Raw genomic sequence first — 13,583 nt, forward strand, 5'->3', positions numbered from 1 at the left:
TTGGCGTTGCTTCGTCAAGCAAGCTACCATCACGGAGTGGAGAAGCCCTTGGACGCTGAAGAGGAGCGCCTCTGGCGCGCCCTGCAACGGGTGACGATCGCCCTGCCGCGGGTGCTCGAGGACGATCTGCTGCGCGGCACGGGGCTTTCGCTGACCGAGTACGCCGTGCTGATGAACCTCTCCGAGGCGACCGACCGTGAGCTGCGGATGGCCGAGCTGGCTTCGGCCACCGCGCTGTCGGCCAGCCGCATCACCCGGGTTGTCGACCAGTTGCAGTCCCGGGGCCTGGTGCGCAAGCGCAAGTGCGAGGACGACGGGCGCAGCAACATCGCCAGCCTCACCGACGAGGGCTTCCGCCGGCTCGAGGCCGCCTATCCCAGCCACCTCGCCAGCGCGCGCCGGCACGTGATCGGCCACCTCGACCCGCGCACGACCAAGCGGCTGGCCGACGTGCTGGTCAAGGTGGCCGAGCAGCTCGACCCGGACGTCACGCGCGGCTGACCAGCCCCGCCGCGTCCGCACCACGATGACGGCCGCGGTCTCCTGGCGCGCCAGCACAGAGCTGACATCGCCCGGGTGACCCCGCGGCCTCGAGATCACTCAATCAATTGCTTGACAAGTCCGTTGTCTCAGTCGACACTTGCTGACCTAAGCAAGTAAATCTCACCGAGGAGCAGAGATGGGCACGCCAGCGTCCGGGGTCTACACGGTCGACCCGAGCCGGTCGACGATCACCTTCACCACCAAGCACATGTTCGGCCTGGGCACTGTGGTCGGCGCCTTCGCGGTGCACACGGCGCTGATCACCGTGGCGGGGGAGGACGCCACGGTGGAGGCGGTGATCGACGCCGCCAGCGTCAAGACCGACCAGCAGCGCCGGGACGACCACGTCCGCAGCAAGGCGTTCCTGCACACCGAGGAGCACCCGACCATGGACTTCGTGTCCGACAGCGTCCGCCGGACGGAGGACGGCTGGCTGGTCGGCGGCGTGCTGACCGTGCGCGGCCAGGGCAACCGGGCGGAGTTCCTGGTGCACGAGGTCGACGAGCGCGACGGCGAGCTGACCGCCAGGGCGACGGCGACGATCGACCGGTACGCCCACGGCGTGACCGCCATGAAGGGCATGGCCGGCCGCCGGTTGGCCCTGGTCTTCGACATCACGGCCGTGGCCTCGGACCGCGACACCGGACGCACCACGGCGACGCAGCAGGCCCGGGGCTGACGACCGTGACCACGTATCGGTCCTACATCGACGGCGAATGGGTGAGCGCCGACAGCGGCGAGGTGTTCGAGGACATCGAGCCGTACACCGGCAAGGTGCTGGCCGACGTCGCGGCCACCGGCCCGGCCGAGGCCAAGCGGGCGGTGCGGGCGGCGGCGCGGGCCTTCGAGTCCTGGTCGCAGACGCCGCCGGCGGAGAAGGCCCGCCTGTTCTTCCGGGCCGCCGACATCGTCGAGCGGCGCAAGGCGGAGATCGCCGACATGCTGGCCCGCGAGACCGGCAGCACCCGGCTGTTCGCCACTTTCCAGCAGGACCTGGTGATCCAGACGCTGCGGCAGGCGGCGGGCTGGGTGTACCTGCCCAAGGGCGAGGTGCTGCAGAGCAACATCCCCGGCACGCACTCGATCGGCGTGCGCCGGCCGCTGGGCGTGGTCGCGTGCTTCACGCCGTGGAACGGGGCGAACATCCTGTCCTGGCGGGCGGTGCTGTCGCCGCTGGCCGCCGGCAACACCGTGGTGGTCAAGCCGTCGGAGTTCGCGCCGGTGTCGGCCGGGCTGATGGTGGCGGAGATCGCCGAGGAGGCCGGCTTCCCGCCGGGCGTGATCAACGTCGTCACGCACGCGCCCGGGGCGGCGCCGGCCATCGCCGACGAGTTCTTCGCCAGCAACGATGTCCGCTGCGTCAACCTGATCGGCGGCGTGAAGACGGCCCGGGCGTTGGCCGAGCGGGCCGGCCGCACGCTCAAGCGCACGGTGCTGGAGCTGGGCGGCTACAACCCGATGATCGTGCTGGACGACGTGGACGTGGACGAGGCCGTGCGCGCCGCGACCTTCGGCTCCTTCTTCCACCAGGGCCAGATCTGCATGAACACCCGCAAGATCGTGGTGCGGCGCGAGATCTACGACGAGTTCCTGGCCAAGTTCGTGGCCCGCACCAAGACTCTGACCGTCGGCGACCCGCAGGACCCGGCCACGGTCATCGGCCCGCTGATCACCCCGCAGGCCGTGCGCGCGGTCGACGAGCGGGTGCGCGAGGCCGTGGCCAAGGGGGCCACCGTGCATATCGGCGGCGCCTACGAGGGACAGACCTACCTGCCCACCATCCTCACCGATGTTCCCTACGACGCGACGATGTCCAACGAGGAGACCTTCGGCCCGGTGGTGATCGTCGAGCCGGTGGACACCGACGACGAGGCGATCGCGGTGGTCAACCGCGTGCAGTACGGGCTGACCTCCTCGATCCTGGCCGGCGACACCTACCGGGCGTTCGAGCTGGCGCCGCGCGTGCAGGCCGGCATCGTGAACGTCAACTCGCCCACGGTCAACGACGAGATCCACGCGCCGATGGGCGGGGTGCGCGACAGCGGCTGGGGGCGCACCGGCCCGGACAGCCTCAATGACTTCAGCGACGTGATCTGGATCAACTCCCGCACCGACATCCCGCAGTTCCCGTTCTGAGCCATGTCCCCCACAGTGGACTTCCATCATCACGTCCTGCCGGATTTCTACCGCAGGGCCAGTGAGATCGGCGGTGTGTCGGTCGGGGGAGTGCTGCCGGCTCGGTGGAGCCCGGCCGCTGCGCTGGGTTTCCTCGACGACGCCGGCATCGACGTCGCGGTGACGTCGATCAGCGCCCCCGGTGTGCACTTCGGCGACGATGCCCGGGCGCGTGAACTCGCCCGGCGCAGCAACGAGTTGGCGGCGGACATGGTTCGGGATCGCCCGGACCGGTTCGCCGCGCTCGCGGTGCTGCCGCTGCCCGATGTCGACGGTGCGCTCGACGAGTTGGCCTTCGCCCTGGACACGCTGGGCATGGACGGCGTGGTGCTGCTGTCCAACGCCCGCGGTGTCTATCTCGGCGATGACCGGTTCGAGCCGGTCTTCGCCGAGCTGCAACGGCGTCGGAGCCTGGTGTTCGTGCATCCGACCGTGTCGCCGGATCCGAGCGCGCACATGCCGGGTGTGCCGGACACGCTGCTCGACTTCGTCACCGACACCTCCCGGGCGATCACGCGGATGCACTACGCCGGCACGTTCGCCCGGACGCCCGACGTGGACTACGTGATCTCCCACGCCGGCGGCACGATTCCCTATCTGGCCAACCGGTTCGCGATCGTGGACGAGATGGGCGTGGTCGACGGGATCGAGGTCCGCGGCGCCGCGGCCGACCTGTTCCGCCGCCTGCACTGGGACACCGCGCTGTCCTGGGCCGAGCCGGTGCTGACCACGCTGCTCAAGGTCGCCGGCCCCGACCGTGTCGTCTACGGCTCGGACTATCCCTACCTGCGCCGGGATCTGGCCGTCGACTCGGTGCGCCGGGTCTCGGCCGTCCTGGACCAGACCGTGTTGGGGGCCACCGCGCTGGCCCTGCTTCCCCGACTCCAGAAGGAAATGCCATGATCACCTACGCCGGTCGCGCCGTGCCGCGGATGGGCTTCGGGGCCATGCGGCTGGTCGGCCCGGGGCTGACCGAGCCGACCGACCGCGCCACCGCGCACCTGGTGCTGCGGCGGGCCGTCGAGCTGGGCATCCGGATCATCGACACCGCCTGGTACTACGGCCATGACGTGTCCAACCGCCTCATCGCCGAGGCGCTGCGACCCTATCCGGACGATCTGGTGCTGGCGACCAAGCTCGGCGCGCAGCTGACCACCGGCAACCGGCCCGAGGCCGCCGTCCGCCCCGAGCAGCTGCGCGCCGGCAACGACCGGGACCGCAGCGTTCTCGGGCTGGACACCGTGCCGCTGACCCATCTCCGCTGGCCCGGCGGCGAAACCGTCGACGGTGTCGGCTTCGACGAGGCGTTCGACACCATGATCGCCCTGCGCGACGAGGGCCGGATCGAGCACCTCGGCCTGTCCAACATCACCCTCGACCAGCTCCGCCGCACCCACGCCCGGCACCCGGTCGCCAGCGTGTCCAATGTGTACAGTTACAACAATCGGCGGGACCAGGATGTGCTGGATTTCTGCACTGCCAAAGGGATTGCGTTCCTGCCGTACGGGCCGCTGGACTTCGGCGGCCCGGTCGACACCGAGCCCCTGCTGGTCGAGGCCCGGCGCCGCGGCGTCACGCCGGCCCAGGTGATGATCTCCTGGCTGCTCGACCAGTCGCCGGTCGTGGTGCCGATCCCCGGCACCGGCAGCGTCGAGCACCTCCTGGAGAACGTGGCCGCCGCTCACTGATAGAGCACGATCGCCTCGGCCACGCAGGCCGGCCGGTCCGCGCCGGTCACCTCGACGGTGATGCCGAAGGTGGCCTCGACCCCCTCGCCCCGCGGCTTGGCCCCGGCCAGCACAACCGTTGCCCGCACGGAACTTCCGACCGGGACCGGGGCGGGGAAGCGGACCTTGTTGAGGCCGTAGTTGACGCCGGCGGTGAGGTTGTCGATGGTCACGGTCTCGTACAGGAACATCGGGGCCAGCGCCAAAGTCAGGTAGCCGTGGGCGATGGCGCCGCCGAAGGGGCCGGTGCGGGCCCGCTCGGGATCGGTGTGGATCCACTGGTGGTCCCGGGTGGCGTCGGCGAACTGGTTGACCTGGGGCTGGTCGATCTCGTGCCACTGCGTCGTGCCGAGGGTCTCGCCGACGTGGTCGAGCAGGTCCTGGGGAGAAGTGAAGTTCATGACGTGATTCCCTTCAGCTCGCGCTTGAGGACCTTGCCGGTGGCGGTCATCGGGAACGACTCCCGGAACTCGACCTGCCGGGGGTACTTGTAGCCGGCCATGTTCTGCTTGCACCAGGCGATGAGCTCGGCCTCGGAGACGGTGGCGTCGGGCTTGCGGATGACAAACGCCTTGACCTCCTCGCCGTGGCTGGGGTGCGGCACCCCGACCACGGCCACCAGGCTGACATCGGGGTGGGCCATGATCACTTCTTCCAGCTCGCGCGGGTAGACGTTGAACCCGCCGCGCACGATCATGTCCTTGGCCCGGTCGACGATGAAGTAGTAGCCGTCGGCGTCGCGGGTGCCGATGTCGCCGGTGCGGAACCAGCCGTCGCGGACGGCGGCGGCGGTCGCCTCGGGCCGGCCCAGGTAGCCCTTCATCACGTTGTGGCCGCGGATGGCGATCTCGCCGGCCTCGCCGTCGGGCACCTCCCGCCAGTCGGCGTCGACCAGCTTGACCTGCACGCCCCACACCGGCGTCCCGATCGAGCCGGGCTTGGCCACCCGGCCCGGGTGGTTGAAGGTGGCGACCGGGCTGGTCTCGGACAGCCCGTAGCCCTCCCGGATCTGCACGCCGTACACCTTGTCCACCTGCTCCAGGATCTCCACCGGCAGCGCGGCCCCGCCCGAGACGGCCACCCGCAGCGTGCCGGCGATCGTCTCGATGTCGTGCTGGCCGAAGTCGGCGCCGAGCAGGCCCCAGTACATCGTGGGCACGCCGGCGAAGAAGGTGACGCCCTCGCGCTGCATCAGGGCCAGCGCCCGGTCGGGCTCGAACCGCGGCATCAGCACCAGCGTCGCCCCGGCGGCGAAGCCGGAGTTCAGCTGCACGCTCTGCCCGAACGAGTGGAACAGCGGCAGCGTCACCAGGTGCACGTCGTGCTCGGCGGCGCCGAAGACCCGGTGGCACGTCAGGGCGTTCATCACCATGTTGGCGTGGGTGAGCTCCGCGCCCTTGGGCCGCCCGGTGGTGCCGCTGGTGTAGAGCACGACGGCGGTGTCGGTCGGCTCGGTGTCGACGGTCTCGAACGTGGTCGGCTGCTCGGCCAGCAGCTGCTCGAACGACTCGTCGATGAGGAAGAAGTGCTCGCAGCCCGGGGTCGCGTCGAAGCCGGCCCGGCCCTCCTCGGCCAGCGGCAGGCCGGGGCCGCCGGCGAAGCAGAAGAAGGCCTTGGCCCCGGAGTCGGCCAGGTGGTAGGCGATCTCCCGGCCCTTGAGCAGCACGTTGAACGGCACCACGGCCGCGCCGGCCTTGAGGATTCCATAGTAGACGATCGGGAACTGGGGGATGTTGACCGAGGCCAGCGCGACGGTGTCGCCACGGCCGATCCCGTTGCCGGCCAACAGGTTGGCCACCCGGTTGGCGGCCTCGTCGACCTGCCGGTAGGTCAGCCGGGTGTCACCGGCGACGAGCGCGTCGCGCTCGGGCAGGGACGCCGCGCTGTGGTCGAGCAGCATGGCCAGGTTCAGCATGGTCTTCTCCTTCGGTGAGAAAGGCGTGCACGAGCGGGACGATGTCGTCGGCATGGGTGAGCAGGGCGAGATGGCCGCCACCGGGCACGATGTGCAGGCGGCCGTGCCGCAGCAGCATGGCCATCACGCGGGCGTTGACGGTGGGGATGATCGGGTCGTCGTCGCCGGCCACCACCAGCACGGGCTGGGGCAGCAGCGGCAGGTAGTGGGCGCTGGTCCAGCCGGCCCCGGCCAGGATCTGCCAGAGGTAGCCGACCGGGTCCGGGGCCCGGGTGGCGGCGGCGTAATGCCGTGCCACCTCGGGGTTTTCGCCGAAGCCGCCGCCGTAGATGCGGGCCCCGGTGGCCCGCATCCGGTTGGCCCCGAAGTAGCGCAGCGGGCTGGTCAGGGTGAGCAGCACCGACGGCTTCGCCGGCACCATCACCATGCCCATGCTGGTGGCGCAGAGCACGACCCGGCGCACCAGCCGAGGCCGCCGGTGGGCCATCTCCTGGGCCAGCGCGCCGCCCCAGGAGATGCCCAGCACGTCCACCCGGTCGTAGCCGAGATCGGTGACGAGGTCGGCCACCAGACCGGCCACCTGCGGCATCCACCGCGGCAGCTTGGTGGTCGGCGAGCCGCCGGCGCCCGGCATGTCGAACCGGATCACCGGCATCCGCCGGCCCGGCTGCGCGGCCAGTGCGTCGACCAGCGGCTGCAACAGCTCCAGGTTGGCCCCGATCCCGTTGCACAGCAACAGCGGCGTGCCCTCGCCGGGCTGCACGTCCACGTGCAGCCGGACCCCGCGCACCCGACGTTCGGTGTTCACGCGAGCACGTAGCTGCCGGGCGCGGCCTCGATCGGCGCGTGCTGGTCGTCGCCCAGATCCTTGGGCGCGGTCACGAGTTCGCCCGACCGCTGGCCCAGCCACTCCATCCAGCGCGGCCACCAGCTGCCGGCAACCGCTGTCGCGCCGGCCTTCCAGTCCTCGGCCGAGTCCGGCAGCTCGGGATTGCTGTAGTACTTGGACTTCGGGTTGCCGGGCGGGTTGAGAATGCTCTGGATGTGGCCGGAGCTGCTCAGCGTGAACTCGACCTTGCCGCCCAGCCGCCGGGCCGACCGGTAGCAGGCGTCCCACGGCGTGATGTGGTCGGTGGCGCCGGCCATCACGAACGCGTCCGCGGTGATCCTGCCCAGGTCCAGCGGCGTGCCGTTGACCACCACCTGGCCGGGCTCGGCCAGCAGGTTGTCCCGGTAGATGTCGATCAGCTGGCCGTGGAAGGCGGCCGGCAGCCGGGTGGTGTCGTTGTTCCAGTACAGCACGTCGAAGGCCGGCGGCCGCTTGCCCAGCAGGTAGTTGTTCACCCAGTAGGTCCAGATCAGGTCGTTGGGGCGCAACAGGTTGAACACCTTGGCCAGCTCGCGGCCGTCCAGCACGCCCTTGACGTGCGAGTGCCGCTTGGCCGCGGCCAGGGTCTCGTCGCTGGCGAACACGCCGAGCAGGGTCTTGTCCTCGGCCATGTCGAACACGCTCACGAACAGGGTCAGGGCGTTGATCAGCGGCTTGCCCCGGGCGGCCAGGTAGGCGGCCAGCGCCACCGAGGTGATGCCACCCGAACACGCGCCGGTCAGGTTGACGTCGGGGCTGCCGGTGATGGCGCAGACCGCTTCCAGCGCCTCCTCCATCGCCGTCAGGTAAGTGGCCAGATCCCACTCGCGCTGCTCGGCCGTCGGGTTGCGCCAGCTCACCACGAACACCTGGAAGCCGTTGTCCCGGGCGTGCCGGACGATGCTCTTCTCCGGCGACAGGTCGAACACGTAGTACTTGTTGATCTGCGGCGGCGCGATGACCAGCGGCCGCTCGCGGACCTCGTCGGTGCTCGGCGCGTACTGGATCAGCTCCAGGACCTCGTTGCGGAACACCACCGATCCCTCGGTGGTGGCCAGATTGCCGCCCACGCTGAACTTCTCGCCGTCGACCTGGCTCGGGAACGCCCCGTTGCGGCGGACGTCGCCGAGCAGGTGGCGCACGCCCTCGACCGCGCTCTCGCCGCCGGTGTCGAGGAACTGCTTGACCGCCGCCGGATTCAACGGCAGGTTGCTCGGGGCCAGCGCGTCCAGGCCCAGCGTCAGCACGAACCGCGCCCGTTCCTTGTCCACAGTGGACATGCCGGAACCCTCCAGCCAGCTGTCCAGCTCGGCGTCCGCCGCCAGGTACACGCCGAGCAGCCGCCGGTACAGGAAGTTCGTGCTCCACGCCGTGTCGGCGAAGCGCCGGTCCTTCGGGCCGGGCGCCAGCTCGCCGCGACCGCGGGCGGCGTCGACCGCGGTCCGGGCCAGATGGCGCAGGCTGCCCGCGGTGTGACCGGGATTGCGGACCGCCTCCACCACCACCGTGCGCAGCGAATCGAGCAGATCCTTGCGCCGGAAGCCGATGATCGGATTGGGGCCGCCGATCGCGTCGGCGGCGATCTCGGGGGTGGACATCGCTTCTCTCCTCTACGTTCTAGACGAAGGCGGACTGGCCGGTCAGGGCGCGGCCGACGATCAGGGTGTTCATCTCGCGAGTGCCCTCGTAGGAGTGGATGGCCTCGGCGTCGGCGACGAACCGCCCGACCTCGTGCTCCAGCAGAATCCCGTTGCCGCCCATGAGTTCCCGGGCCATGCCGACGGTCTCGCGCATCTTGGTGGTGCAGAACGCCTTGGCCAGCGAGGCCTGCTCCTCGGTCATCCTGCCGGCGTCCTGGAGGCGGGACAGCTGCGCGACCAGGCACAGCGACGAGGTGATGTTGCCGAGCATCCGGACCAGCAGGTCCTGCACGAGCTGGAAGCCGCCGATGGGCCGGCCGAACTGCTCGCGCTCCTTGGCGTAGGCCAGGGCCCGGCGGTAGGCGCCGATGGAGCAGCCGACGGCCTGCCAGGCGACCGAGGTGCGGGTCATCCGCAGCACGGCGGCGGTGTCGGCGAAGGTCCGGGCGCGCTGGAGGCGGCTGGCCTCGGAAACCCGGCAGTCGACCAGCTCGATGTGGGCGTTCTGCACCGTGCGCAGGGCGATCTTGCCCTCGATCTTGGTGGCGGTGAAGCCGGGCGTGCCCTTCTCCACCAGGAAGCCCTTGACCTGGCCGTCGGCCTCGTCCTTGGCCCAGATCACGGTCACGTCGGCGAAGGTGGCGTTGCCGATCCACTTCTTCTCGCCGTTGAGCACCCACTCGTCGCCCTCGCGGCGAGCCGTGGTGGTCAGGCCCCGGGCGGCGGCGGAGCCGACGTTCGGCTCGGTCAGCCCGAACGCGCCGATCTTCTCGAACCGGTGCATCGGCGGCAGCCACTCGGCCTTCTGCTCCTCGGAGCCGCACAGGTGGATCGACCCCATCGCCAGGCCGGTGTGCACGCCGAAGAAGGTGGCGAAGGACGGGTCGGTGCTGGCCAGCTCCAGCGTGACGAAGCCGTCCAGCAGGCTGGTGCGGCCGGGCAGCCCGTGCCCGGAGTAGGACAGCCCGCCGAGGTCGAGCTTGCCCAGCGGTTCGATCAGGTGGTGCGGGAAGCGCTCGCGGGCCCAGTGCCAGTTGGCCACCGGGGCCACCTCGGCGTCGAGAAAGGTCCGCAGCCGGTCCAGCAGTTCCAGGTCGGGTTCGGGGAGGTCGTCGGCCAGTCGGTAGAAGTCCATGTGGATGACGCTAGGTTCGCGCGCTGGTCGGCGGCCCTATCCAAAGTTATGGGCCAAAGTTAGGGTCGGTGGTTATGCAGGTGGTGGCGACGAAGCTGCTGGCCCCACCGGCCCGCCCGGGCGCGGTGGCGCGGCCCCGGCTGCTGCGCCTGCTCGACGGGGCCGCCACCCATCCGCTGACGCTGATCACCGCGCCGGCCGGCTTCGGCAAGACCACCCTGGTCGCGACCTGGCTGGCCGCCTTCCGGGGCCGGTCGGCCTGGCTGACGCTGGACGAGGACGACGACACCCCGGGCCGGTTCCTCGACTACCTGGTCACGGCCCTGGCGGCGGACCGGACCCTGCTCGACTCCGGCGCCGCGTCCACGCCGGCCGTGATGACGGCGCTGGTCAACGAGTTGGCCGGGGCCGACGCCGACCGGGTGCTGGTGCTGGACGACATCGAGGTGCTGGCCGAGCCGGAGATCATCGACGCGCTGGCGTTCCTGGTCGAGCACTGCCCGCCGCGCCTGCACCTCGTGCTGCTCGGACGGACCGAGCCTGAGCTGCCGCTGGCTCGCTGGCGGGGCCGGGGGCTGCTGGTGGAGATCGGGGCGGCGCAGCTGCGGTTCTCCCCGGCCGAGGCCGGCGAGCTGCTCGCGGCCGTCACCGGGCGGGCCGTCGATGCCGAGACCGTGGGGGCGCTGACCGAGCGGTCCGAGGGCTGGGCGGCGGCGTTGCAGATGCTGGGGATCGGGCTGCGGGACGGCACGTCGACCGGGTCGGGGGCGGTCCGGCACGCGCCCGGCAACCGCTACGTGCTCGACTACCTGGCCGAGGAGGTCCTGCGCGGGCAGCCGGCCGAGCTGCGGGAATTCATGCTCCGCACCTGCGTCCTGGACGCCCTGTCGTCATCGCTGTGCGACGCCGTGACCGGGCGTGCCGACAGCGAACGGGTGATCCGGGAGCTCGAACGGGCCAACCTGTTCCTGTCGCCGCTGGACGATCGCGGCCAATGGCACCGCTATCACGGCCTGTTCGCCGACTACCTGCGCACGGAGCTGGATCCCACGCTCGCCCTGGAGTGCCACCGCCGGGCGGCTCGCTGGTATGCGGCGCACGGCATGCCGGCCGAGACGATCCGGCACGCGGTCGCCGGGCGGGAGATCGGGCTGGCGGTGGACACCGTGCGCGGGCAGGCCGACGAGCAGGTGCGGCGGGGCGAGCTGGCGACCCTGCTGTCGTGGCTGAACCGGTTGCCGGACGAGGAAGTGCGGGCGCAGGCCGACCTCGCCGGGTTCAAGGGCTGGCTGCTCTATCTCGGCGGGCGGGTCGACGAGGCCGAGTCGTACGCCGCGTTGGCCGACCGACGGATGACCCCGGACGCACCGATCGTCGACCGGGCGATGCTCCGCACGTTCCAGGCGTACCTCGCGCTGACCCACGGCAATCCGGCCGACGCCGCCCTGCTGGCCACCGAGGCGCTGGAGTTGTTGCGGGACAGCACTTCCTTCTTCCGCGCCGCCGCGATGGGCGTGCTGGGCCAGGCCCGGCGGCTGACCGGCGACCGGCGCGGGGCCATCGACGTGCTGCGCGAGGCCGTGGCGCTGGGGGAGCGCAGCGACAATGCGCTGAGCACCTTGGAGGCCAGTGGTTATCTCGCGCCGCTGCTGTACGTGCAAGGTCGGCTGCGGGAGGCGGTGCTGCTGTGCCAGGACGCGCTGCGCAGCCACGCCGGGCTGCCGATGGCCGGGCTGGTCGAGGTGCCGCTGGGCACTTTGCTGTACGAGCGGGACGAGCTTGTGGACGCGGAGCGGCATCTGGTCGACGGCATCGCCCGCTGCGAGCAGCTCGGCACGACCTCGTACACCCTGCTCGGCCTGCGCACGCTGGCCCGTCTCCAGCACGCCGCCGGCCGCGTCGACGACGGCTTCCGGGCGTTGCTGGCCGCCCGCCGGCAGGCCGACGCCGCCGAGGACTACCGCCGGGCCCGGCTGGTGCTGGCCACCATCGCCGAACTGCACCTGCGCTCCGGCAGCCCGGCCGCCGCCGAGCAGGCCATGCGGGAGATCGGCGACGACCGACCGTCCTCTTCGGACTATGAGCAGCTGACCCGGGCCCGCCTCTGGCTCGCTCGCGGCGAACCCCGCCGGGCCCTGGACGCCCTGGCCGCCATCGAAGCCCGGGCCGTCGAGGAGGGCCGGGACGGCAGCCTCGTCGCCATCCTCGCCGTCACCGCCCTCGCCCGTCAGGCCGCCGGCGAGCCCGCCTTCGACCCCTTGGCCCGCGCCGTCGAACTCGCCGCGCCCGACGGCTACCGCCGCACCTTCCTCGACGAAGGCGCCGCGATCTTCCCGCTGCTCAAGGAGGTTCGCCCCGTCGCCCCCGCCTTCGTCGCCGAACTCCTGTCCCGCACCCGCACCACCCCCAAACCCGTCGCCGATCTCCGCACCGTCGACGGCATCGGCGTCATCGAGCCCCTCACCGAGACCCAGCGCCGCATCCTCGGCCTCATCGCCACCGGCATGTCCAACCAGCAGGTCGCCGACAAGCTGTTCATCACCGTCGGCACCACCAAATGGCACCTCAACCAGATCTTCGGCCGCCTCCAGGCCCGCAACCGCACCGAGGCCGTCGCCCGCGCCCGCCAGCTGGAACTGCTCTAGCCCAAGCGTTTCGCGATGTGCGGGGGTGTCACGGGGGCGTCGGCGATGGCCGTGACGAAGGCCTCGGTGATGGGGTCGGGGCGGTCGCGGGCGTAGACGCTGAGCAAGCGGTTGACGGACCGCTCGGGGCGGAGCACCACACCGTCGAAGGCGGGCGGGATGATGTTGCACGGCACGAGGGAGATGCCCAGGCCGGCCTGGACCATGGCCAGGGCGGCCGGTCCCTGTTCGGTGCGGATGGCCACGCGGGGCCGGAAACCGGCGTCGGCGCAGGCGCGGTCGACGTACTCGGACAGTCCACTGTGGTGGGTGAAGTGCACCCAGTGGTGCTCGGCGAGATCGGCGAGGCGCACCGGCCCTGGCTCGGCCGGCAGGCCGGCGTCGGGGTGGCCGACGATGACGAACTCCTCGGCCCCGAGCGGGCGGGACGGCCCGGTCCAGTCGGCGGGGACGGGCCCGACGGCGAGGTCGGCGCGGCCGGCGTCCATGGCGGCGGCCAGGTCGTCGGCGTGCCGGAACTCGACCAGGTGGGCCTGCACATCGGGATAGTCCCGGCGCCAGGCCCGGAACGCGGCCGGCATGACGCCGATGCTGAGCGAGAACAGGGTCCCGATGTGCAGCTCCACGGCGTTCATGCCGGAGGCCCGCCGGGCGGTGCTGCTGACCCGCTCGGCGTGGGCGAGGCTGGCCCGCGCGTGCGGCAGGACGGTGCGGCCGGCCGGCGTGAGGCGCACCTTGCGGGGCAGGCGTTCCAGCAGCGGGCCGCCCAGTTCCCGTTCCAGCGCCTGGATCTGGTGCGACAAACCCGGCTGCGTGACATGGAGAACCTCGGCGGCGCGCGTGAAGGAGCCCTGGTCGACCACGGCGACGAAGTACTCCAGCTGGCGCAGCGACACTGCCATGAACAGATTCTATCAGCGCCAGAATGACTACTT

12 protein-coding genes are annotated in these 13,583 nt (G+C 71.2%); 6 read left to right on the top strand and 6 right to left on the bottom strand.

Features of this window, described 5'->3' with window-relative positions; all coding sequences use genetic code 11:
* Positions 1 to 36 precede the first annotated feature (36 nt).
* From ACIG5F_RS11940 to ACIG5F_RS11960, 5 genes are all read left to right on the top strand, one after another.
* On the top strand, positions 37 to 501 hold the full coding sequence (locus ACIG5F_RS11940; protein ID WP_396517604.1) for a MarR family winged helix-turn-helix transcriptional regulator: 465 nt from the start codon (positions 37 to 39) through the stop codon (positions 499 to 501).
* A gap of 178 nt (positions 502 to 679) precedes the next feature.
* Positions 680 to 1,222 carry a YceI family protein gene (locus tag ACIG5F_RS11945; RefSeq protein WP_396517605.1) on the top strand — a complete coding sequence of 181 codons (543 nt, stop codon included), beginning with the start codon at positions 680 to 682 and terminating at the stop codon, positions 1,220 to 1,222.
* A gap of 5 nt (positions 1,223 to 1,227) precedes the next feature.
* Positions 1,228 to 2,679: an aldehyde dehydrogenase family protein gene (locus ACIG5F_RS11950; RefSeq protein WP_396517606.1), complete on the top strand. Its 1,452-nt coding sequence runs from the start codon at positions 1,228 to 1,230 to the stop codon at positions 2,677 to 2,679.
* Positions 2,680 to 2,682: 3 nt separating this feature from the next.
* Complete coding sequence (locus ACIG5F_RS11955) at positions 2,683 to 3,621, top strand: amidohydrolase family protein (RefSeq protein ID WP_396517607.1); 939 nt, start codon at positions 2,683 to 2,685, stop codon at positions 3,619 to 3,621.
* Positions 3,618 to 4,406, top strand: a complete 789-nt coding sequence (locus ACIG5F_RS11960; protein WP_396517608.1) for an aldo/keto reductase — start codon at positions 3,618 to 3,620, stop codon at positions 4,404 to 4,406. Before ACIG5F_RS11955 ends, ACIG5F_RS11960 begins: the two co-directional genes overlap by 4 nt.
* Here the strand turns inward: ACIG5F_RS11960 and ACIG5F_RS11965 are convergent.
* From ACIG5F_RS11965 to ACIG5F_RS11985, 5 genes are read right to left on the bottom strand one after another with little or no spacing between them, the layout of a single operon-like run.
* Positions 4,400 to 4,846 (bottom strand): MaoC family dehydratase, encoded by a 447-nt coding sequence (locus ACIG5F_RS11965; RefSeq protein WP_396517609.1) that lies wholly within the window; start codon positions 4,844 to 4,846, stop codon positions 4,400 to 4,402. The two genes, ACIG5F_RS11960 and ACIG5F_RS11965, sit on opposite strands and share 7 nt — an antisense overlap.
* Positions 4,843 to 6,360, bottom strand: coding sequence for a long-chain fatty acid--CoA ligase (locus ACIG5F_RS11970; protein WP_396517610.1), 1,518 nt, complete (start codon positions 6,358 to 6,360; stop codon positions 4,843 to 4,845). Before ACIG5F_RS11970 ends, ACIG5F_RS11965 begins: the two co-directional genes overlap by 4 nt.
* The gene (locus tag ACIG5F_RS11975) at positions 6,287 to 7,168 is read right to left on the bottom strand and encodes an alpha/beta fold hydrolase (protein ID WP_396517611.1); all 882 of its coding nucleotides are present in this window, start codon (positions 7,166 to 7,168) and stop codon (positions 6,287 to 6,289) included. Before ACIG5F_RS11975 ends, ACIG5F_RS11970 begins: the two co-directional genes overlap by 74 nt.
* The gene (locus ACIG5F_RS11980) at positions 7,165 to 8,826 is read right to left on the bottom strand and encodes an alpha/beta fold hydrolase (RefSeq protein WP_396517612.1); all 1,662 of its coding nucleotides are present in this window, start codon (positions 8,824 to 8,826) and stop codon (positions 7,165 to 7,167) included. The genes ACIG5F_RS11975 and ACIG5F_RS11980 overlap by 4 nt, the downstream gene beginning before the upstream one ends.
* A 19-nt stretch (positions 8,827 to 8,845) precedes the next feature.
* Positions 8,846 to 10,003 (bottom strand): acyl-CoA dehydrogenase family protein, encoded by a 1,158-nt coding sequence (locus ACIG5F_RS11985; RefSeq protein WP_396517613.1) that lies wholly within the window; start codon positions 10,001 to 10,003, stop codon positions 8,846 to 8,848.
* Positions 10,004 to 10,077: 74 nt separating this feature from the next.
* On the opposite strand from ACIG5F_RS11985, the gene ACIG5F_RS11990 reads away from it, so the two are divergent.
* Positions 10,078 to 12,648, top strand: a complete 2,571-nt coding sequence (locus ACIG5F_RS11990; protein ID WP_396517614.1) for a LuxR C-terminal-related transcriptional regulator — start codon at positions 10,078 to 10,080, stop codon at positions 12,646 to 12,648.
* Here ACIG5F_RS11990 and ACIG5F_RS11995 read toward each other — a convergent pair.
* Complete coding sequence (locus ACIG5F_RS11995) at positions 12,645 to 13,550, bottom strand: LysR family transcriptional regulator (protein WP_396517615.1); 906 nt, start codon at positions 13,548 to 13,550, stop codon at positions 12,645 to 12,647. The two genes, ACIG5F_RS11990 and ACIG5F_RS11995, sit on opposite strands and share 4 nt — an antisense overlap.
* Between the last annotated feature and the right edge of the window lie 33 nt (positions 13,551 to 13,583).

Origin of the sequence: Kutzneria sp. NPDC052558 (assembly GCF_044547355.1) — a bacterium.
GTDB lineage: Bacteria > Actinomycetota > Actinomycetes > Mycobacteriales > Pseudonocardiaceae > Kutzneria.

Coding starts and splice junctions, on each gene's coding strand:
- ACIG5F_RS11965 (WP_396517609.1), bottom strand. CDS start 4,846: ATGAACTTCACTTCTCCCCAGGACCTGCTCGACCACGTCGGCGAGACC.
- ACIG5F_RS11990 (WP_396517614.1), top strand. CDS start 10,078: ATGCAGGTGGTGGCGACGAAGCTGCTGGCCCCACCGGCCCGCCCGGGC.
- ACIG5F_RS11945 (WP_396517605.1), top strand. CDS start 680: ATGGGCACGCCAGCGTCCGGGGTCTACACGGTCGACCCGAGCCGGTCG.
- ACIG5F_RS11995 (WP_396517615.1), bottom strand. CDS start 13,550: ATGGCAGTGTCGCTGCGCCAGCTGGAGTACTTCGTCGCCGTGGTCGAC.
- ACIG5F_RS11955 (WP_396517607.1), top strand. CDS start 2,683: ATGTCCCCCACAGTGGACTTCCATCATCACGTCCTGCCGGATTTCTAC.
- ACIG5F_RS11980 (WP_396517612.1), bottom strand. CDS start 8,826: ATGTCCACCCCCGAGATCGCCGCCGACGCGATCGGCGGCCCCAATCCG.
- ACIG5F_RS11985 (WP_396517613.1), bottom strand. CDS start 10,003: ATGGACTTCTACCGACTGGCCGACGACCTCCCCGAACCCGACCTGGAA.
- ACIG5F_RS11960 (WP_396517608.1), top strand. CDS start 3,618: ATGATCACCTACGCCGGTCGCGCCGTGCCGCGGATGGGCTTCGGGGCC.
- ACIG5F_RS11970 (WP_396517610.1), bottom strand. CDS start 6,360: ATGCTGAACCTGGCCATGCTGCTCGACCACAGCGCGGCGTCCCTGCCC.